We start from the raw sequence: 19,123 nt of genomic DNA, 5'->3' as shown, positions 1-19,123 counted from the left end.
CCTGGGCCGTTGTCAGTGGTGGGGTGCAGACTCTGTGATGTCGGACACGTCCCTCATCACCCTCTTCGCCCCTCACCTCTCCCTACGTCCCAAGGAGTGAGTCCGTCATGGACGATGTTCTGCTCGCCGTCGGCACCCGCAAGGGTCTCTTCCTCGGCCGCCGCCGTACCGGCCCGGACTGGGATTTCACCGGGCCGCACTTCCCCATGCAGGCGGTGTACTCCGTCGGTATCGACTCCCGCCGCTCCGGCGCGCCGCGGCTGCTGGCCGGGGCGGACAGCTCCCACTGGGGTCCGTCGGTCTTCCGCTCCGACGACCTCGGGGAGAGCTGGCATGAACCCGCCCGGCCCGCGGTGCGGTTCCCGGAGGGGACCGATGCCTCGCTGGAGCGGGTGTGGCAGCTGCACCCGGCCGGGCCCGCCGCGCCGGGGGTGGTCTACGCGGGCACTCAGCCGGGCGCGCTGTTCCGCTCCGAGGACGGCGGGGAGACGTTCGCGTTCGTGCGGGGCCTGTGGGACCACCCGCAGCGGCCCGAGTGGGGCGCGGGGTTCGGCGGCCAGGCGGTGCACACGGTGGTCACCGACCCGCGGGACGCCGACGCGGTGACGGTGGCCGTCTCGTCGGGCGGGGTGTACCGGTCGGCGGACGGCGGGGCGAGCTGGGCGCCGTCGAACAGCGGGCTGAGGGCGGAGTTCCTGCCCGATCCGTATCCGGAGTTCGGGCAGTGTGTGCACAAGATCGCGCCGGACGCGGTCGATCCCGACCGGCTGTATCTGCAGAACCACGGCGGGGTCTACCGCAGCGACGACCGCGGGGCGCACTGGTCGGAGATCGGCAAGGGGCTGCCCGCCGACTTCGGGTTCGCCGTCGCCGCCCATCCGCGGCGCGGCGGAGTCGCCTATCTCTTCCCGGTGTCCGACGGCTCGGACCGCTATCCGCCGGACTACCGCTGCCGGGTCTACCGCACCCAGGACGCGGGCCTGTCCTGGGAGGAGCGGTCCGCCGGGCTGCCGGGCGAACCGCACTATGGGGTGGTCCTGCGGGACGCGCTCCGCACCGACGACGCGGACCCGGTCGGGGTGTACTTCGGCAATCGCAACGGGGAGGTGTACGCGAGTGCGGACGAGGGCGAGAGCTGGCAGCGGATCGCCCGGTACCTTCCCGATGTGCTCTGTGTGCGAGCGGCGGTGATCGGATGAGACCGTGACCGGGTGAGATGGCACATAGCCACGGGCTGAGCCACTAGAGTGACGCGGTGTGGCTGCACGACCGTTGAACGAAATTGTGGAACCGGGCTGGGCCAAGGCACTTGAGCCGGTGGAAGAGCGCATCGCGGCGATGGGCGACTTCCTGCGGGCCGAGATCGCGGCGGGCCGTACCTATCTGCCCTCCGGACCGAATGTGCTGCGCGCCTTCCAGCAGCCCTTCGACGAGGTGAAGGTCCTCATCGTGGGCCAGGACCCGTATCCGACGCCCGGTCACGCGGTGGGGCTGAGCTTCTCGGTGGCACCGGAGGTGCGCCCGCTGCCCGGCAGTCTGGAGAACATCTACCGCGAGCTGCACACCGACCTCGGTCTGCCGCGCCCGTCCAACGGCGATCTGACGCCCTGGACCCGGCAGGGCGTGCTGCTGCTCAACAAGGCGCTCACCACCGCGCCGCGCCGCCCCGCGGCACATCGCGGCAAGGGCTGGGAGGAGGTCACCGAGCAGGCCATCCGGGCTCTCGCCGGGCGCGGGCGTCCACTGGTGTCCATCCTGTGGGGCCGCGACGCGCGCAACGTACGGCCGCTGCTGGGACCGCTCCCCTCGGTCGAGTCCGCGCACCCCTCCCCCATGTCCGCCGACCGGGGCTTCTTCGGTTCGCGCCCGTTCAGCCGGGCCAATGAGCTGCTCGTACAGCAGGGGGCGCAACCCGTCGACTGGCGCCTTTCCTGAGCGCTTCTTTCCAGGTGGGCGAGGGGTAGTCTGCCCGCCATGACGACGCATCCGAACACCCCTGCGGGCTGGTACGCCGACCCGCAGGGCACCCCCAACCAACTGCGCTGGTGGGACGGCGCCCAGTGGACCGAACACACCCATCCCGGGCAGCAGCCGGGCCAGCTCCCGCCGCAGCAGCAGGCCGCCCAGCCGGGGTACGCCGCGCAGCAGCGGCAGCCCGCCCAGCCGCACCCCAACCCGGCCAGGGTCCAGCACCAGGTGCAGCAGCAGGCGCACGTCGCCCCGGGCGCGGGCGGCGGCGGGACGCTGTTCAGCGAGCCGGTGCTGGTGGTGAACCAGAAGGCCAAGCTGATCGAGCTGACGAATGAGTACAGCGTCTTCGACCAGCACGGCCGCACCATCGGGTCGGTGGTCCAGATCGGGCAGAGCACGCTCAAGAAGGTCGCGCGGTTCGTCTCCAGCCTCGACCAGTTCATGACCCACAAGCTGGAGATCCGGGACGCGGCCGGGCAGCCGCATCTGGTGCTCACCCGGCCCGCCAAGTTCATCAAGTCCAAGGTCCTGGTGGAGCGCCCGGACGGCCAGCCGGTCGGCGAGATCGTCCAGCAGAACGCCATCGGCAAGATCAACTTCGGGATACAGGTCAACGGCCAGCAGATCGGCGCCATCAAGGCGGAGAACTGGCGCGCCTGGAACTTCGCCATCGTCGACCACACCGACACCGAGATCGCCCGGATCACCAAGACCTGGGAAGGTCTGGCGAAGACCATGTTCACGACGGCGGACAACTACGTCCTGCAGATCCACCGTCAGCTTCCCGACCCGCTGCTGAGCCTCGTGGTGGCCACCGCCCTGACCGTGGACACCGCGCTCAAGCAGGACGCGCGCGGGTTCGGCTGAGCCGGTGGGCGATACGGCACATGTGCTCGGGATCGACTCGGGCGGATCGGGCGTACGGGTGGCCGTGGCGTGCGCCGGGGCCCCGCTGGACGGCACCGCGCGGACGCCGCTGACCTGGGCCTCGGCCACCCCCGCCGAAGTCGGCGACCGGGGTATCGACGCGGCCGGACTGCTGGAGCGGGTGCTGCCCGCCGCCCATGAGCTGCTGCGCCGGGCCGGGGCACGGCGTCCGGCCGCCGTCTGTGTGGGCGCCGCGGGGATGGCCTCGCTCGGCGACGATCTGCGGGCGACGCTGCCGGACGCGCTCGCGCGGGAGTTCGGCGTACGCCGTCTCGCGCTCGCGGCGGACGCGGTGACCGGCTATGCCGGGGCGCTCGGCCAGCGGCCCGGCGCGGTGGTCGCCGCGGGCACGGGCCTGATCGCGCTCGGCGTGGTGCCGGTGCCGCCGCCCCTGGCCGGGGGTGCGGCGGGTGACCGTACGCCCGGGTGGCGGCGGGCCGACGGCTGGGGGCATCTGCTGGGCGACTGCGGCGGCGGGGCGTGGATCGGGCGGGCCGGTCTGGAGGCCGCGATGCGCGCGTACGACGGGCGCGAGGGCGGCTCACGGCCGCTGCTGGCCCGGCTGGAAGCGGTCTTCGGCCCGGCCGGTGAGCTACCGGGGAAGCTGTACCCACGGCCCGACCGGCCCGCCGTCCTGGCCTCCTTCGCACCGGAGGTCGGCCGGTGCGCCGCCGATGCCGATCCGGTCGCGGAGGCGATCCTGCGGGATGCCGCCCGCCACATCGCCCAGGCCGCGGAGGCGGTCTGTCCCCGGCCGCACGCCGACGGGGCCGGTGACGCCGGTACCACCGGTGACGCCGCTGAGATCGCGCTGACCGGCGGCCTCTTCCGCATGGGCGCGCCCCTGCTGGCGCCCCTGCGCGCCGAGTTGGCCGCACGGCTGCCGGGAGTCCGGGTCACCGAGGCGGCCGGGGACCCGCTGGACGGCGCCCTGTACATCGCGGCGGCGCTCGCCGCCGGGGAGCTGCGGCTGCCACTGGACGCGGGGCTGCTCAGCGTCATCACCGGGTGAGGAACGACGGCCACCACCGATAGCCGGGGCGGCGGTTACGGATTACGGACACCCTATCGGTTATGCGAGCAGCTCCGTTCGCCCACCACACAGCATCGAACAGCAAGGCTCGGCAAAAGGGGACAGAAAACGCCCAGTCGCACCCCTCCCGAACAGCCAACCCTATAGAGCGACTAACATGCGGCGCCATGAGCTCCCCCACAGGGCCCGCGTCCGGCCTGCCAGTACGAATGCCGCGTCCCCGCCAAGCCGGACGGCACCGCCGCCCGGAGCCCGCGGCCGCACCCGTGGGCGCACCGCCGCTGGTGGTGGCCGTTCCGGGGACCCCCGAAGCCGCCACCCGAGGCCTCGCCGAGGAGATCGTGAGCATCGCCCGCTCCGAGCTTCCCGGCCTCGACGCCCAGGTCGGCTATGTCGACGTGGAAGGCGGGAACGAAGAGTTCCCGCAGCTGGAGGCCGTGCTCGCGCGCGCCGTCCAGGACCGCACCGAGCGGCTGCGCCGGGCGCGGGAGGCCGCCAAGGCCACCGCCGCCGCCACCGCGGAGGCGATCGCCGAGGCCGAGGCCGCGGGCGAGGAGATCCCGGAGATGCCTCCGCCGCCCGCCATCCCGACCGACGGCCCGTCGGCCGTGGTGGTCCCGCTGCTCGCGGGCCCGGACAACGCGCTGCTGCGCCGGATACGGCAGGCCGTCATGAGCAGCGGCTCCGCCGCCGAGCTCACCGACGTGCTCGGCCCGCACCCGCTGCTCGCGGAGGGTCTGCACGTCCGGCTGTCGGAGGCGGGCCTGGCCCGCGCCGACCGGGCCCGCCTCTTCACGGTGGCGACCGCCGCGGACGGCATCATCCTGGCCACCGTGGGCGGCGGCGAGGCGGCCGACGCCGGTGGGATCACCGGCATGCTGCTCTCCGCGCGCCTCGCCGTGCCGGTGATGGCCGCCGCGCTGGACGAGGACGGGGCCGTGGTCCGCGTCGCCGAGCAGCTGCGCTCCGCCGGTTCGGCCCGGCTCGCGCTGGCGCCGTACCTCATCGGCCCGGAGGTCTCCGCCGACCTGATCAGGGCCGCCTCCGAGGAAGCGGGCTGCGCCGCGGCCGAGGCGCTCGGCGCGTACCCGGCCGTGGGCAAGCTGGTGCTGTCGAAGTACGCGGCGGCGCTGGGCATCACGCTTCCGGCGTCCTCGGGACTGCGCTGAATCGTCCCTCCCGCCGCAGGGCCCGCGCCGCGCGGGGCGTACCGCCCCGCGCACGGCCCGCCGCGTAGCGCCCCCTGCGAGCAACCAGCGGTCCCCCGCGGGCCCGAGCGGGCCCATGCGGTCAGCCGAAGAGCACGCAGGACGCGGCCGGGGCCGTGAGCGAACCGCCGCGGCCCGGCACCCCGGTGGTGGGGTCGAGGCCGAACCAGGCCACCTCGCCCGAGCGTTCGTTCGCGACGTAGAGACGGCTGCCCGAGGGGTCGAGGACCAGGTCACGCGGCCAGTGGCCGCCGCAGGGTGTGGTGGTGACCAGCTCCATGCGGTCGCCGGGGGTGTCGAGGGCGAGCGTCGCGACGCTGTCGTGACCGCGGTTGGCGACCCAGACGAACCGGCCGTCCGGGGAGACCACCGCCTCGGAGGGAAAGGTGGCGGTCTCCGTACCGGGCGGGACGACGCGGGTCTCGCCGAGCGGTTCGAGGGCGCCGGACGCCGCGTCCCAGCGGCACACCGTGACCGTCGGGTCCAGCTCGTTGACGACGTACGCGCGGTCGCCGCGCGGGTGGAACGCGAGATGGCGCGGCCCGCTCCCCGCCCGCAGCCGGACCTTCCGGTGCGCCCGGGGCCCGGAGGGCTCGTACACCCGGACGGCGTCGGCGCCGAGGTCGACGCTGAGCAGCCAGCCGCCGGACGGGTCGGGCAGCACCTGGTGGGCGTGCGGCTCGCTCTGCCGCTCGCGGTTCGGGCCGCTGCCCTCGTGCCGCAGCACCGCCGTCGGCTCCCCCAGCCCGCCGTCGTCGCGGACCGGCAGGGCGCTGACGCTGCCGGAGCCGTAGTTGGCGGTGAGCAGATGCCCGGCTGCGAGCGCGAGATGTGTGGGCGCCGCGCCGTGTACGGGGACGGGGGCGCCGAGGAGGGTGAGCGGGCGGTCGGGGCGGCCGCCGGTCCGGAAGGCGGCTGCCGCGCCGTCGTCCGTCTCGCTCACGGCGTAGAGAACGTCGCCGCCGGGTGAGAGCGCGAGATACGAGGGGTTGGCGACCTCGTCCGTGGTGTACCGCGGTGTCAGCGCCCCGGTGTCGCGGTCGACGTCCGCGACGGTGATCCCGGCTCCGCCCGCCTCGGTGAACGACCCGATGTACGCCCTGTACGCCCGTTGCTCCGTGCTCACCGTGCTGCCTCTCCAGGCTGCCTCTCCAGCGGTTCCGCTTGCGGCCGACGCTAACAGCCCGGTCCGGACGAGGACTCTGGAACGCACGATTCCGTGCGTGACGCGCCGTCGGCGCGCCCCGGCTGGGGGAAAGCCCTCAGGCCCGCAGCGGGCCCGCGAGGCCGGTCAGCGCGGCCTCCAGGTCGTGCAGATGGGCCAGGGCCCGGTCCGTGGCCGGGTGCGGCGGCGGCCCGGCGGCGGGCGCGGAGGCGGCGGCGGACGAGCCGACGGCGCGGTCAGACGGGCGTCGTGGGACGCGGCCGGGTCGGCGGCGAGCGCGGCGAGGCCACGCGCCTGGCGGGCGCAGTCGTCGAGCGCCCGTATGACCTGCCGGGCCCAGCGGGCTGAGCGGGTGCAGCAGCGGGGCGACCGACATCCGCAGGCCCCGCAGCGCCGCCTCCAGCTCGGCGACGCCGAGGTGTCGGAGACCGCTCTGCCCGGGGCCTACCGGGGCCCCGACGGCATGCGCGTCAGCCTCCACGCCGATGGGCGGCTCAAGGTGCGCCGCTGGCCGTACGACCCGTTTCTGGACGACGGGCGCCGCTTCGACGGGCGTGGCAGCTGGGCCTACGCTGTGCCGACGCGGAGTTCCGGCGCTAGGCCCTGTCCGGGGCGGTGGGGGCGGGTGGGGGCCTACCCGGCATGCTGGAGCCATGAGCACCAGCACTTCCGCGCCGCGGCTTCCTTCGGTGATCTTCGACCTCGACGGCACGCTCGTGGACAGCGAGCCCAACTACTACGAGGCGGGGCGGCGCACTCTCGCGCGGTATGGCGTCACCGGCTTCAGCTGGGAGGAGCACAGCCGGTTCATCGGGATCGGGACCCGGGAGACGCTGGAGACGCTGCGGGCGCGGTACGCGATCGACGCGCCGGTGGACGAGTTGCTGGCCGTCAAGAACGGGTACTACCTGGAGCTGGTGCGCACCGACACCGCCGTCTTTCCCGAGATGCGGGCGTTCGCCGAGCGGCTGCACGGCGCCGGGCATCCGATCGCCGTCGCGTCCGGGTCGTCCCGGTCCGCGATCGAGGCGGTGCTGGCCGCGACCGGGCTGGACGCGCTGCTGCCGCTGTATGTGTCCGCTGAGGACGTCGGCCGGGGCAAGCCCGAGCCGGATGTGTTCCTGGCGGCGGCGCGGCTGCTGGGCACCGATCCGGCGGACTGTGTGGTGGTCGAGGACGCCGGGCCCGGGGTGGAGGCGGCGCGGCGGGCCGGGATGCGGTGCGTCGCCGTTCCGTTGGCCGGGCACGCGGCCGGGGCCGACGCGGCGTACGGCCACGCCGGGCTGATCTTCCCCGGCGGGCAGGGGGAGTTCGACGCGCGGGTGGCGTACGACTGGGTGACGTCCGGGAGTTGAGACCCGACACATCATCATTTCTCGCCCGGTGAGAGGATGCCAGCGCCCATCCATCATCCGAGGAGAGCGAGGGCGTATGGGAAGACATGGGGGTAACGCGGTCCGGCGCTGGGGGGCGGCGGTCATCGCGTCCACGGCGGCGCTGGCGGTCGCCGTACCGGTGGCGAGCGCGCAAGCGGCACCGGCCGCGCCTGCAGCGCGGACCGTACAGGCCGCCGGGCCGTCCGGTATCAGCGCCAAGGGCGCCTATCTGCTCGACAACAGCGCGAACAAGAAGCTGTGGAGCAAGGGCCCGGACACCAGGCGCCAGATGGCGAGCATCACCAAGCTCACGACGGCGGTCGTGGTGCTCGACACCCGGGGGGTGAACCTCGGCAAAAAGGTCACCGTCAAGAAGGCGTACCTGGACTACATCAGGACCAGCGGCGGCAGCGCGGCGGACCTGCAGAAGGGCGACAAGCTCACGGTCAAGCAGCTGCTGTACGGCATGCTGCTGCCGTCCGGCTGTGACGCCGCGATGGCCCTCGCCGACACCTTCGGCAGCGGGACCACCACCGCGAAGCGCACCGCGTCGTTCATCTCCAAGATGAACAAGAAGGCGGCCGCACTGGGGATGACCAAGACCCGGTACGACTCCTTCGACGGCATCTCCACGCATGGCGCCAACTACACGACCGCCCGCGACCTGGCGAAGCTGGCGCGGCACGCGCTCGGCAACGCCACCCTGCGCACGGTGGTCAAGTCGGTCGAGACCGAGCAGAAGGCCCCGGCGGCCAACGGCCGGACCCGGACCTACTACTGGAGCAACAGCAACAAGCTGCTGGGCTCGTACAGCGGCGCCATCGGCGTGAAGACCGGCACGGGCACGGCCGCGGGCAAGTGCATCGTGTTCGCCGTCAAGCGGAACGGCCGGACGGTCGTCGGGGTGCTCCTCGGCGACAGCAAGCGGTACCCGGACGCGAAGAAGATGCTCGACTGGGCCTTCCGCACCACAACCAAGGTGACCTGGCGACAGCTTCCCGCGGGCGCCCCGCAGGACTGACGTCCCGCACGACGGGTGCCCCGGCCGGAAGCGATTCCGGCCGGGGCACCCGCGTAGCGCGAACGGCTCAGGCGCGCGGGGCGAAGTCCCGCCAGGGCTTGCCCGCGACCGGCTCCGTGTCGACCCACAGGGACGTCACACAGTGCGGGCAGACGTAGGCGACGGCGGTGAGCGCGTCGTGGACGCGTACGTCCCGGCCCAGGTCGTCCGGGCCGAGCGTCACCCGGCCCGCGAGGCCTTCCCAGCCGTCCGCCAGGGAGCCGAGCCCGGCGCCGCAGTGGCGGCAGGCGGCGGACGGCCCGTCCGGGCCGGGGAACGTGCTGAGGGCGCTGCCCCAGATCCCTGTGGGCTCCCCCGTGACGGCAGGCGCCGGGGCGGCCACGGCGGCCGGGGCGGTCATGCGGGCCCTCGCGCAGCAGCGGGGCGCCGTAGCCGCCGCCGCCGTTCTGGACGGTGCACTCGAAGACGTCGCCGTGGGCGATGCGGGCCGCCGGGAGACGCCGGGCAGCGTCTCGTGGCTGCCGTCGAGGTCGGCGAGCCGGGTGATGGCCCGCCCGCCCGCGAGCCGGTCCAGCGGCGCGGCGGAGGTGACCCGCTCGAAGCGGGCGCGAGCCGGGCAGACCGCCGAAGAGCCCGGTGCGGTTCGGCAGCGAGACGCCGTGGGTGCCGAGGACGCCGGTCACCTCCGGGGTGTCGGTCTGGATCACTCCTTGGTCTTCAGTCCGATGTACGACGCAACGAGCCTTTCCGTCGCGCCGGATCGCTGTCAACCAGAGATGATCTTGGTCAGTTGTCTGTCGCGGTGGATGGGTGTCCCCGAGCCGGTCAGCGGCGCGCCCGTGCCGCCCCGCCGCGCGGCGACGATTTCCGCCGCGATGGACAGGGCGGTCTCCTCGGGCGTACGGGCGCCGAGGTCGAGGCCGATCGGCGAGCGCAGCCGGGCCAGTTCACGGTCGGTGAGACCGGCCTCGCGGAGCTTGCGGGTGCGGTCCTCGTGGGTGCGGCGCGAGCCCATCGCGCCGACGAACGCGACCGGCAGCCGCAGCGCCTCCTCCAGCAGCGGTACGTCGAACTTGGCGTCATGGGTGAGCACGCACAGCACGGTGCGGCCGTCGGTGGCCGTGCCCCGCAGATAGCGGTGCGGCCAGTCGACCACGATCTCGTCCGCTTCGGGGAAGCGCCCCCGGGTGGCGAAGACGGGGCGGGCGTCGCACACGGTCACGTGGTAGCCGAGGAACTTGCCCGTGCGGGCCAGTGCCGAGGCGAAGTCCACGGCGCCGAAGACGATCATCCGGGGCGGTGGCACGCTCGACTCGACGAAGACCGTGATCCCCTCCGCCGTGCTTCCCTGCGACGTGCCTCCCTGCGACCGCGGCTCCGCCGTGCCTCCCCGCGGCTCCGGCAGGGTGAACGCGCCGGTGCGGCCCGCGGCCAGCAGGGCGCCCGCCTCCTCCGCCGCCCGGCGGTCCAGCTCCGCAACGCCGCCGAGGCCGCCGTCGTACGAGCCGTCGGGGCGGACGAACAGCGCCCTGCCGAGCAGACCGGCCGGGCCCCGGGACACCCGGGCGACCGCGGCCGTCTCCCCCCGGGCGGCGGCCGACAGCGCCGCCGCGAACACCGTGCGGCCCGGCGCGTCCGCCCGTACCGGCGTGACCATCACTTCGAGAACGCCGCCGCAGGTCAGCCCCACCGCGAACGCGTCCTCGTCGCTGTAGCCGAACCGCTCCAGGACCGTCGCGCCGTCCTCCAGCGCCTCAAGGCAACGGTCGTACACCGCCCCCTCCACACAGCCGCCGGAGACCGAGCCGATGACCGTGCCCTCACTGTCGACGGCGAGGGCGGCGCCGGGACCCCGTGGCGCACTGCCACCGACGGCCACGACGGTGGCGACGGCGAAGTCCCGGCCCTCCTCGACCCACCGGTTCAGCTCGGTGGCGATGTCAAGCATCCCCGTCCCCACCCGGCGCGGTGCCCGCCAGCAGGACGCGGTCGGGACGGATCGGCAGGTGCCGGTGACGCACACCGGTCGCGTGCCAGACGGCGTTGGCGATGGCCGCCGCCGCTCCGACGATCCCGACCTCGCCGATGCCCTTGATGCCGACGGGGTCGTCGGGGTCCGGGTCGTCCACCCAGCCCACCTCGATGGGCGGTACGTCGGCGTGGGCGGCGACGTGATAGCCCGCGAGGTCGGGGCCGACGTGGCTGCCGAAGGTCTGGTCCCTGACCGCCTCCTCGTGCAGCGCCATGGACAGGCCCCAGGTCATACCGCCGATGAACTGGCTGCGCGCGGTCAGCGGGTTGACGATCCGGCCGGCCGCGAAGATGCCCAGCATGCGCCGTACCCGGACCTCGCCCGTGGCGGTGTCCACGGCGACCTCGGCGAACTGCGCTCCGTAGGAGTGGCGTTCCTTCTGGGCGAGCGCGCCGATGGCCTCGGCGGTGTTCGACCGTGCGGTGATCCCCTCCTCCGGGATGCCGCCGCCGAGGGCCAGCTGCTCGCGCAGCTCCTTGGCCGCGCTGGTGACGGCCCAGGCCCAGGAGCGGGTGCCCATGGAGCCGCCGGCGATCATCGCCTGGCCGAAGTCGCTGTCCGCGATGCGCATGTGGATGCGGCCCGGCTCCACCTCCAGCGCGTCCGCGGCGATCTGGGTCAGCGCGGTCCGGGCGCCGGTGCCGATGTCGGCCGCGGTGATCCGTACCGTGAACGTGCCGTCCGCCTCGGCCGTCACCGCGGCCGTGGACGGCATGGCGTTCGAGGGGAACGTGGCCGACGCCGTGCCGGTGCCCAGCAGCCAGCGGCCCTCGCGGCGCAGCCCGGGAATCGGGTCGCGGTCCGCCCAGCCGAACCTGCGGGCGCCCTCCTCGAAGCAGTCGATCAGCCTGCGGGTGCTGTACGGCAGCCCGGAGACGGGGCCCGCCTCGGGCTCGTTGCGCGCCCGCAGCACGATCGGGTCGAGGCCGCACTTCTCGGCGAGTTCGTCGAGCGCGGACTCCAGCGCGAACGACCCCGGTGCCTCGCCCGGCGCGCGCACGAAGGTCGGCGTCGGCACGTCGAGCTTCACCAGGCGGTTGACGGTGTGGTGGGCGTCGGCGTCGTACATCGCACGGCCGTAGTCGGCGCTGCGCTCGATGAATTCGTGCACGGTCGAGGTGAGGCTCTGGTTCTGGTGGTCGAACGCGCACAGCCGCCCGTCCGCGTCGGCGCCGAGCCTGACGCGCTGCGCCGTGGGGCTGCGGTAGCCGGTGATCGCGAACATCTGGCGGCGGGTCAGGACGACCCGGACCGGGCGGTGGAGGATGGTCGTGGCCATCACGGCGGCCACCTGGTGCGGGCGGAGGCCCTTGGAGCCGAAGCCGCCGCCGACGTGCTCGGACCGCACCCGCACCGAGGCCGGGTCGAGGGAGAACATCTTCGCCAGCTCGTCGGCCACCCACATGCTGCCCTGGTTGGAGTCGACGAGCTCCAGCCGTCCGCTGTCCCAGCGGGCGGTGGCCGCGTGCGGCTCCATCATGGCGTGGTGCTCTTCCGGAGTGGTGTACTCCGCGTCCACGACGACGGCCGCCGCGGCGAGTCCGGCCTCGATGTCCCCCTTCTCGGTCTCCGCCCCCTGATCCTGCGGGATGTACGTACCGGGGCGCCCGGCGGAGAACACGACGTCGTGCGGCTCCTCGTCGTACCGGACCTCCAGCGCCTCGGCGGCCTCCCTGGCCTGCTCAGGGGTCTCCGCGACGACCAGCGCGACCGGCCAGCCCACGAAGGGCACCCGGTCGTTCTGGAAGAGGGTGATGGTCGGGTCGGGCTTCCCCAGCAGGCCCACGTACTCGCCGTCGACCTGCGGGGCGTTGCCGTGGTGGATGACGGTGAGGACGCCGGGCATCGCCTCGACGGCGGCGGACTCCACCAAGCGGATGCGGCCGCGGGCGATGGTGGACACCACCAGCCAGCCGTGGGCGAGACCGGCGAAGGGGATCTCACCGGCGTAGCGGGCCGCGCCGGTGACCTTCTCCCGGCCCTCCACGCGGGTGTGCGCGGCTCCGACGGACGGAGTGACGGCGGCGGTTCCGGTCGTCGTGGTCATCGCACGGCCTCCTCGGAGAGTTCGGTCAGCATGGCCACGACGAGGTTGCGCATCAGCGTCACCTTGTATCCGTTGTGCGGCAGCGTCTGAGCGGCCGCCAGTTCGGCGTCCGCGGCGGCGGCGAACGCCTCGGCGCTCACCGGGCCGCCGGTCAGCGCCCGCTCGGCCTCGTGGGCCCGCCACGGCCGGGACGCCACCGCCCCGAAGGCCAGGCGCACTTCGTGGACGACACCGTCCCGTACGTCGAGGGCGGCGGCGATCGAGCCGATCGCGAACGCGTACGAGGCGCGCTCGCGCACCTTCCGGTAGCGGGAAACGGTGGCGACCGGAGCGGGCGGCAGGGTGATGCCGGTGATCAGCGCGCCGGGCGGCAGGGCCGTCTCCAGGTGCGGGGTGTCCCCCACCGGCAGATAGAACGACGGAAACGGCAACTCGCCCGGCCCATCGGCCGTTTCGTAGTGGACGACGGCGTCGAAGGCGGTCAGCGCCACCCCCATGTCCGAGGGGTGGATGGCCACACAGTGCTCGGACGCGCCGAGGATGGCGTGGTTGTGGTGCTCGCCCTCGATGGCGGGACAGCCGCTGCCGGGAACCCGCTTGTTGCACGGCTTGGCGATGTCGGTGAAGTAGCCGCAGCGGACGCGCTGCAGCAGGTTCCCGCCGACGGTGGCCATGTTGCGCAGCTGGCCGGAGGCTCCGGCCAGCACGGCCTGGGCCAGCCCCGGGTAGCGGGAGCGCACATCGGGGTGGGCGGCGAGGTCGCTGTTGGTGACGGTCGCGCCGATGCGCAAGCCGCCGTCCGCCGTGTCCTCGATCCGGTCGAGGGGGAGCTCGCGCACGTCGACGAGGCGCGCGGGCCGCTCCACCCCGGTCTTCATCAGGTCGACGAGGTTGGTGCCGCCGCCGAGGTAGCGCGCGTCGGGGTCGGCGCCGAGCAGGGCCACCGCCCCGGAGACGTCGTGCACGCGCTCGTATCCGAATTCCTTCATACCGCTGCCTCCGCTTCGGTCGCGCCGATTCCGTCACCCGAGCCGCCGGACGGCGGCCGCGCGGCCTGGGCCGCCCGTGCGACCGCCTCGACGATCGACACATACGCGCCGCAGCGGCACAGGTTGCCGCTCATGCGCTCCCGGATCTCCTCGGCCGTGAGGGGCGTCGCTCCCGCCTCCGGCCGGACGTCCTGGGTGGCGGCGCTCGGCCAGCCCGCCGCGTGTTCCTCGATCACGGCGATGGCCGAGCAGATCTGCCCGGGGGTGCAGTAGCCGCACTGGTAGCCGTCGAGGTCGAGGAAGGCCTGCTGCACCGGGTGCAGGTCCTCGCCGTCGGCCACGCCTTCGATGGTGGTGATCTCGCGCCCCTCGGCGGCCACCGCGAGCTGGAGGCAGGAGACGGCGCGGCGCCCGTCGAGCAGCACCGTGCAGGCACCGCACTGACCCTGGTCGCACCCCTTCTTGGTGCCGGTCAGATCGAGACGTTCGCGCAGGGCGTCGAGCAGGGTGGTGCGGTGGTCGACGGGCAGCGTGTGCTTCTCGCCGTTGATATTCAGCGTGATGGCGCTGTACGTCGGGGAAGGGGCTGGGGCCATGATCAGCCTTCTTTCGCGTAGCTGGTGCGCGTCGAGCGAGATGATCCGGGCAACGGTGCGGGAGGGTCCCGGGAGTGCCCCGGGGGAACGTCTGGGAAGGTGAGCGGGCTGGTGGCGACCGGCACCAGCCGTTCGCACGGGCCGGTTCTGCCGCTAAGGTAGACCTAAGTGGACAGCTGTCCGGCAGTTATGAACTTATCGGACAGCTGTCCGGTTAGCAAGGGCGGCCCGGCCGGTATTCCGGGATTCCGGGAAGGAGCGACGAGTGCCCGAGAAGAAGGACACCCCACTGCGCTCGGACGCGCAACGGAATCGCGAGCGCATCCTCGAAGTGGCCCTGGCGGAGCTGACGTGCTCGGCGGACGCCCCGCTGAGCACGATCGCCAAGAAGGCGGGCGTCGGACAGGGGACGTTCTACCGCAATTTCCCCAACCGCGAGGCCCTGGTCCTGGAGGTCTACCGCTACGAGGTGCAGCAGGTCGCCGACGCCGCGGCCCAGCTGCTGCGGACCCGCGCACCGGACCAGGCGCTGCGGGAGTGGATGGACCGCCTCGCCCGGTACGCCATGACCAAGGCGGGGCTGGCCGAAGCGCTGCACAAGGCCACCAGCGCCCACGGCGGTCTGGTCCGGCTGGCACGCGGCCCGCTGACCTCGGCCGTCGCGCTCCTGCTGACGGCGAACGAGGAGGTCGGCACTATCCGCCCGGGAGTCACCCCCGACGACTTCATGCTCGCCATCGCCGGACTCTGGCAGATCGATCCGCACGGGGACTGGCAGCGGTGCGCCGGACGGCTCCTGGACCTCGTCATGGACGGCCTGCGCGCCGGCGCGCCCGGGCGCTAGCGGCGGGGCTTGCCGCGCTTGGAGGCGCCCTTGGGGGCTCCGGCACGGCCCCGGGGGCTCTTCGCGGTCGCTTTGCCGGACCCTGTCTTGCCGGACCCCGTCTTGCCGGAGGCCTTTCCGGATGTCTTTCCGGAGGCCGCTCTGCCCGCCGCGGGCTTGGTCTTCGGCTGTGCCGGGGGCTGGGCGCGGCCCCGGGTGCTGTTGACCGTCCGCCCGCGGACGATCCCGATGAAGTCCTCCACCTGGTCGGTGGTCGCGTCCTCCGGCCAGGACAGCACGACGCCCGACTCGGGCGCGTCCGTGACCGGCCGGTACGTGAGGTCCCTGCGGTGGTGCAGGCGGGCGAGGGACTGCGGCACGACCAGCAGTCCCACTCCGGCCGCCACCAGCTCGATGGCGTCCGCCGTCGTCGCGGGCCGCTCGATCGCGGGCCGCCCCGGCGGCCGTTCCCAGTCGAGGACGTCGTCGAGGGGATGCAGCACGATGTCCTCGGCCAGATCGTCGGCGGTCACCTCGTCGACCGCCGCCACGATGTGGTCCTTCGGCACCACGACCACGGTCGTCTCGGTGTAGAGGGGGATCGCGCTGAACACCGTACGGTCGACCGGCAGCCGTACGAGCCCCGCGTCGGCGTCGCCGCCGCGCAGCACACCGGGCGCTTCGGCGGCGGTCACCGCGACGAGGGTCAGGGGTACACCGGGCAGGCGCTCGTTCCAGATCCGCACCCACTTGGCGGGCGTCACCCCCGGGACATACGCGAGCCGGAACGAAGGGGATTCTTCCGAGCCTGTCACCCCGCCAGGCTACCGGTCGCGCGGGGCAAGGCCGTGGTCCGGGGCCGCCCGCGCGCTCGATACCCTTGACACCATGAAGTCGCACCAGACCACCCAGACGATGAAGCCCGCGACCGCGGCGAAGAAGCTGGGTGTGTACCTAGAGGCCACCCCCGCCGAGTTCCAGGAGGGTGTCGTCTCGCGCGCCGAACTCAACGCCCTCCAGACCGATCCGCCCGAGTGGCTGCGCGACCTGCGCCGCGACGGCCCGCACCCCCGGCCGGTGGTCGCGGCGAAGCTGGGCACCTCCATCGCGGGCCTTGCGCGCGGCGGTGTCACCGAGCCCCTCACCACGGAGCAGATCGACGCCCTGAAGGAGGAGCGTCCCGAGTGGCTGGAGAAGGAGCGCGCCACCCAGGCCGAGGTGCGGAAGGAAGCGGTACGGATCAAGGAGAAGCACGCCGAGAAGACGGAGAAGGCCGAGAGCGCCGAGTAGGCGGAGCGCGCCGACCAGCCCCGCCCGCCGCGGTCCTGACCCTTCCCGGCCCTTGTGGTGGTCGGGGGTCAGTCCTTGTAGTCGGGAGCGACGCGCTCCACGAGCCGTAGCAGCGCCGCCCAGGCCAGGTCGTACGCCATGTCGTCCTGGAAGTCGGAGCTGTCGTCCTCCCCGCCGAGCTGACGTGCGGTCAGCTCGCAGACGTCCGGATGAGGCGTGAGCGGTTTCGCGCCCCCGGCCGTCGCCGCGATCTGGATCTCGCACGCCTTGTCCAGGTAGTACATGCGCAGGAAGGCCTGGGCGGGGGTTTCGCCGACGGTCAGCAGGCCGTGGTTGCGCAGGATCATCGCCGGATGGCCGCCGAGATCGGCGACGAGCCGCCGTTGTTCGGCGAGGTTGAGGGCGACGCCCTCGTAGTCGTGGTAGCCGAGCCTGCCGTAGAACTCCATGGAGATCTGGTTGAGCGGCAGCAGGCCGTCCGCCCGGGCGGCGACGGCGCAGCCCGCCTTGGTGTGGGTGTGCAGGACGCAGTGGGCGTCGGGCCGGGCGGCGTGGACGGCGCTGTGGATGACGAACCCGGCGGGGTTGACGGGGTGCGGGGTCTTCTCGACGGGGCGGCCGGACAGATCGACCTTGACGAGGTTCGACGCGGTGATCTCCTCGAAGAGCAGACCGTAGGGGTTGATCAGGAAGTGGTGCTCGGGTCCGGGGACGCGGGCGCTGATATGCGTGAAGATCAGGTCCGTCATCCGGAAGTGCGCCACCAGGCGGTAGACCGCGGCGAGTTCGCGGCGCAGCCGCGGCTCCTCCGCCGAGGTGTCCCGGGCGGCCTGATCGGTGCGGTGGGGCGATGCGGTCACGGAGTGAGTCCTTCGGTCGTGGGGGGGGTGATACGTGACGCTATCGGCGGTGCACACTGGCGCTGAACCCGGGGATTCGTCTCAGGGGAGACCGCCCATTGGACGAATCCGCCACTCCGGCGCGGCGCCGCGGGATGAGAGGATTCCGGCCTTGTGACCCAGCGCGATCCAGTCCGTGCGGCCGACGCCGATCCGGCCGCCGACGAGACTTCCGTCCCTCTCGGTGTGCTGCTGGCCGACCCTTCGCTGGGGCTGCGCCAAGTGGCCGGGCCCGCCGAGGACCGGCGCGTCGGCACGGTCGGCACCACCGAGATCGAGGACCCCACGCCCTATCTCGTCGGCGGCGAGCTGCTCCTCACCGCCGGAATCCGGCTGCCGCACGACGCGGGCGGCGTCGACACCTATGTGGCGCGGGTGGTGGCGGCCGGGGTCGCCGCCCTCGGCTTCGGTGTCGCCCCGGTGCACCAGGAGGTGCCCGCCGATCTCATCGCCGCGTGCGACCGCCATGGGCTGCCGCTGCTGCGGCTGCCGCCCCACACCCCGTTCGTGGCGGTCGGCCGGGCCACCTACGCCGCCATGGCCGAGTCCCGCAACCGCGATCTGAAGAAGATCTCCCGGGCGCAGTCGGCCCTGGCCTCGGCCGCCGCCCGTCCGGACGCTCTGCAGGCCGTGCTCACCCAGCTCAGCGCCCACACGGGCACCTGGGCGGTGCTCTTCGACGGCCAGGGCAACGAACTGTTCCGAGCGGGCCGCCGCCCTGCGGAGCCCGCTCCCGGTCTGCTGCGCGACCTCGCCGTCCGTACGACGGCCCGCGCCGCCACCGGCCGGGCCGCGGGTGGCCCGCCGCCGCCCGCGGCCGCGGCCCACCACCACGACGGTGTGCATCTGACCGTGCACACGCTGCCCGGCGCCGACGGCACCACCGCTCCGCTGGCCCTCGGCCAGGCCGCCACCACCGTCCCGCCGCCGGTCCACCGCCAGGTGACCAGCACGGCGGCCGTTCTGCTGTCCCTGCTCACCAGCCCGCGGCATGCCCTGAACACCGGCAGCCACAGCGTCGGAGCGCTCGTGCGGCTCATGCTCGGCGCCACCCCGGCCGAGGTCGCGCCCGCCCTCGTCCCCTCCGAGCACCCGGAGCACGACCACTGGGTCGTCGTCCACGGGCGGCAGCACACCCGGCGGGACGCGCGGCGGGATTCCCGCCGGGCGGCGCGGCCGGGCGGGGACCCCGCGCAGCTCGCCACCCTCGGTACGGCCCTCGGCACTCCGTATCTGCACATCGACGGCTCGGCCCTGAGAGCGCTCGTGCCCAGCGCGCCGGACACCCGTCCGCGCGTCCCCGTGCAGGCCGCCGTCCTCGGGTGGACCCTCGGCTTCAGCACCCCCTCCCCCGCGGCCGACCTGCCCCGCGCCGACGCCAGGGCCGAACGGGCACTCCAGCGCGCGATCGCCGCCGATGTACCGGCCATCGTGCACGAGGCCACGGCAGCGGCCGTCCACACCCTCGTCTCGCCCGCCGACGCCCGGGAGTTCGCCCGGGCCCGCTTCGCCGCGCTCGACCGGGCGGGCCCGCCGGGCGCCTCCGTACTGCTCGGCACCCTGCGGACCTGGCTGACGTTCCACGGCAGTTGGGACCGTACGGCCACCGAGCTGCGGGTCCACCGCAACACCGTGCGCCACCGGATGACGCGGGTCGCCGAGCTCCTCGGCGCCGACCTCCAGGACCCGGCCGTCCGCATGGACCTCTGGTTCGCCCTGGAGTGGCTCTCCGACGAGGAGGACTGA

At 73.5% G+C, this 19,123-nt stretch carries 18 protein-coding genes and 1 pseudogene; 10 read left to right on the top strand and 9 right to left on the bottom strand.

The window, feature by feature from the left end; translation table 11 throughout:
• The first annotated feature begins 107 nt into the window (after positions 1–107).
• The 5 genes from ABZ370_RS19270 to ABZ370_RS19250 all read left to right on the top strand — a co-directional run bounded on the left by ABZ370_RS19270 (position 108) and on the right by ABZ370_RS19250 (position 5,100).
• Positions 108–1,199 carry an exo-alpha-sialidase gene (locus ABZ370_RS19270; RefSeq protein WP_358622070.1) on the top strand — a complete coding sequence of 364 codons (1,092 nt, stop codon included), beginning with the start codon at positions 108–110 and terminating at the stop codon, positions 1,197–1,199.
• A 58-nt stretch (positions 1,200–1,257) separates the two neighbouring features.
• Positions 1,258–1,935 (top strand): uracil-DNA glycosylase, encoded by a 678-nt coding sequence (locus ABZ370_RS19265; RefSeq protein ID WP_358622068.1) that lies wholly within the window; start codon positions 1,258–1,260, stop codon positions 1,933–1,935.
• 39 nt (positions 1,936–1,974) lie between these two features.
• Positions 1,975–2,838, top strand: coding sequence for a phospholipid scramblase-related protein (locus ABZ370_RS19260; protein WP_358622065.1), 864 nt, complete (start codon positions 1,975–1,977; stop codon positions 2,836–2,838).
• A gap of 22 nt (positions 2,839–2,860) precedes the next feature.
• Entirely contained in the window at positions 2,861–3,910 is a 1,050-nt protein-coding gene (locus ABZ370_RS19255) for a BadF/BadG/BcrA/BcrD ATPase family protein (RefSeq protein ID WP_358622285.1), read from the top strand.
• A gap of 188 nt (positions 3,911–4,098) precedes the next feature.
• The gene (locus tag ABZ370_RS19250) at positions 4,099–5,100 is read left to right on the top strand and encodes a hypothetical protein (RefSeq protein WP_358622062.1); all 1,002 of its coding nucleotides are present in this window, start codon (positions 4,099–4,101) and stop codon (positions 5,098–5,100) included.
• Positions 5,101–5,221: 121 nt separating this feature from the next.
• On the opposite strand, the gene ABZ370_RS19245 is transcribed toward ABZ370_RS19250, so the two are convergent.
• Both ABZ370_RS19245 and ABZ370_RS19240 read right to left on the bottom strand, forming a co-directional pair.
• A complete protein-coding gene (locus ABZ370_RS19245) occupies positions 5,222–6,265 on the bottom strand; it encodes a lactonase family protein (RefSeq protein ID WP_358622059.1) in 1,044 nt (347 codons plus the stop codon).
• Between the two features lie 136 nt (positions 6,266–6,401).
• Positions 6,402–6,716: pseudogene (locus ABZ370_RS19240) on the bottom strand (FUSC family protein); the annotation flags it as partial.
• A 241-nt stretch (positions 6,717–6,957) separates the two neighbouring features.
• On the opposite strand from ABZ370_RS19240, the gene ABZ370_RS19235 reads away from it, so the two are divergent.
• Positions 6,958–7,659: an HAD family phosphatase gene (locus ABZ370_RS19235; protein ID WP_358622058.1), complete on the top strand. Its 702-nt coding sequence runs from the start codon at positions 6,958–6,960 to the stop codon at positions 7,657–7,659.
• 76 nt (positions 7,660–7,735) lie between these two features.
• Positions 7,736–8,701 carry a serine hydrolase gene (locus tag ABZ370_RS19230; RefSeq protein ID WP_358622057.1) on the top strand — a complete coding sequence of 322 codons (966 nt, stop codon included), beginning with the start codon at positions 7,736–7,738 and terminating at the stop codon, positions 8,699–8,701.
• A gap of 67 nt (positions 8,702–8,768) precedes the next feature.
• Here ABZ370_RS19230 and ABZ370_RS19225 read toward each other — a convergent pair whose 3' ends face one another.
• The 5 genes from ABZ370_RS19225 to ABZ370_RS19205 form a co-directional block, all read right to left on the bottom strand.
• Complete coding sequence (locus tag ABZ370_RS19225; RefSeq protein WP_358622055.1) at positions 8,769–9,101, bottom strand: hypothetical protein; 333 nt, start codon at positions 9,099–9,101, stop codon at positions 8,769–8,771.
• 366 nt (positions 9,102–9,467) lie between these two features.
• The gene (locus tag ABZ370_RS19220; protein WP_358622054.1) at positions 9,468–10,649 is read right to left on the bottom strand and encodes an XdhC/CoxI family protein; all 1,182 of its coding nucleotides are present in this window, start codon (positions 10,647–10,649) and stop codon (positions 9,468–9,470) included.
• The gene (locus ABZ370_RS19215; protein WP_358622052.1) at positions 10,642–12,780 is read right to left on the bottom strand and encodes a xanthine dehydrogenase family protein molybdopterin-binding subunit; all 2,139 of its coding nucleotides are present in this window, start codon (positions 12,778–12,780) and stop codon (positions 10,642–10,644) included. The genes ABZ370_RS19220 and ABZ370_RS19215 overlap by 8 nt, the downstream gene beginning before the upstream one ends.
• Entirely contained in the window at positions 12,777–13,769 is a 993-nt protein-coding gene (locus ABZ370_RS19210) for a xanthine dehydrogenase family protein subunit M (protein WP_358622050.1), read from the bottom strand. Before ABZ370_RS19210 ends, ABZ370_RS19215 begins: the two co-directional genes overlap by 4 nt.
• Positions 13,766–14,365: a 2Fe-2S iron-sulfur cluster-binding protein gene (locus ABZ370_RS19205; RefSeq protein WP_358622049.1), complete on the bottom strand. Its 600-nt coding sequence runs from the start codon at positions 14,363–14,365 to the stop codon at positions 13,766–13,768. Before ABZ370_RS19205 ends, ABZ370_RS19210 begins: the two co-directional genes overlap by 4 nt.
• Positions 14,366–14,630: 265 nt before the next feature.
• Here ABZ370_RS19205 and ABZ370_RS19200 point away from each other — a divergent pair, with 265 nt between their 5' ends.
• Positions 14,631–15,209, top strand: coding sequence for a TetR/AcrR family transcriptional regulator (locus tag ABZ370_RS19200; RefSeq protein ID WP_358622047.1), 579 nt, complete (start codon positions 14,631–14,633; stop codon positions 15,207–15,209).
• Here ABZ370_RS19200 and ABZ370_RS19195 read toward each other — a convergent pair.
• Positions 15,206–16,003 carry a LysR family substrate-binding domain-containing protein gene (locus tag ABZ370_RS19195; protein ID WP_358622044.1) on the bottom strand — a complete coding sequence of 266 codons (798 nt, stop codon included), beginning with the start codon at positions 16,001–16,003 and terminating at the stop codon, positions 15,206–15,208. The two genes, ABZ370_RS19200 and ABZ370_RS19195, sit on opposite strands and share 4 nt — an antisense overlap.
• A gap of 73 nt (positions 16,004–16,076) precedes the next feature.
• Here ABZ370_RS19195 and ABZ370_RS19190 point away from each other — a divergent pair, with 73 nt between their 5' ends.
• A complete protein-coding gene (locus tag ABZ370_RS19190) occupies positions 16,077–16,478 on the top strand; it encodes a DUF5997 family protein (RefSeq protein ID WP_358622042.1) in 402 nt (133 codons plus the stop codon).
• 68 nt (positions 16,479–16,546) lie between these two features.
• Here the strand turns inward: ABZ370_RS19190 and ABZ370_RS19185 are convergent, their stop codons facing one another.
• A complete protein-coding gene (locus ABZ370_RS19185) occupies positions 16,547–17,338 on the bottom strand; it encodes a class II aldolase/adducin family protein (protein WP_358622039.1) in 792 nt (263 codons plus the stop codon).
• 153 nt (positions 17,339–17,491) lie between these two features.
• Between ABZ370_RS19185 and ABZ370_RS19180 the strand changes: the two genes are divergently transcribed.
• Positions 17,492–19,123, top strand: coding sequence for a PucR family transcriptional regulator (locus tag ABZ370_RS19180; RefSeq protein WP_358622036.1), 1,632 nt, complete (start codon positions 17,492–17,494; stop codon positions 19,121–19,123).

The organism is Streptomyces sp. NPDC005962 (assembly GCF_040629205.1).
Lineage (GTDB): Bacteria > Actinomycetota > Actinomycetes > Streptomycetales > Streptomycetaceae > Streptomyces.
This window is presented reverse-complemented; position numbering and strand designations above follow the sequence as displayed.

What these genes read in the sequence shown, in the direction of transcription:
- ABZ370_RS19230 (WP_358622057.1), top strand. Translation starts at nt 7,736, where the DNA reads ATGGGAAGACATGGGGGTAACGCGGTCCGGCGCTGGGGGGCGGCGGTC.
- ABZ370_RS19220 (WP_358622054.1), bottom strand. Translation starts at nt 10,649, where the DNA reads ATGCTTGACATCGCCACCGAGCTGAACCGGTGGGTCGAGGAGGGCCGG.
- ABZ370_RS19235 (WP_358622058.1), top strand. Translation starts at nt 6,958, where the DNA reads ATGAGCACCAGCACTTCCGCGCCGCGGCTTCCTTCGGTGATCTTCGAC.
- ABZ370_RS19215 (WP_358622052.1), bottom strand. Translation starts at nt 12,780, where the DNA reads ATGACCACGACGACCGGAACCGCCGCCGTCACTCCGTCCGTCGGAGCC.
- ABZ370_RS19270 (WP_358622070.1), top strand. Translation starts at nt 108, where the DNA reads ATGGACGATGTTCTGCTCGCCGTCGGCACCCGCAAGGGTCTCTTCCTC.
- ABZ370_RS19190 (WP_358622042.1), top strand. Translation starts at nt 16,077, where the DNA reads ATGAAGTCGCACCAGACCACCCAGACGATGAAGCCCGCGACCGCGGCG.
- ABZ370_RS19225 (WP_358622055.1), bottom strand. Translation starts at nt 9,101, where the DNA reads ATGACCGCCCCGGCCGCCGTGGCCGCCCCGGCGCCTGCCGTCACGGGG.
- ABZ370_RS19250 (WP_358622062.1), top strand. Translation starts at nt 4,099, where the DNA reads ATGAGCTCCCCCACAGGGCCCGCGTCCGGCCTGCCAGTACGAATGCCG.
- ABZ370_RS19210 (WP_358622050.1), bottom strand. Translation starts at nt 13,769, where the DNA reads ATGAAGGAATTCGGATACGAGCGCGTGCACGACGTCTCCGGGGCGGTG.
- ABZ370_RS19260 (WP_358622065.1), top strand. Translation starts at nt 1,975, where the DNA reads ATGACGACGCATCCGAACACCCCTGCGGGCTGGTACGCCGACCCGCAG.
- ABZ370_RS19205 (WP_358622049.1), bottom strand. Translation starts at nt 14,365, where the DNA reads ATGGCCCCAGCCCCTTCCCCGACGTACAGCGCCATCACGCTGAATATC.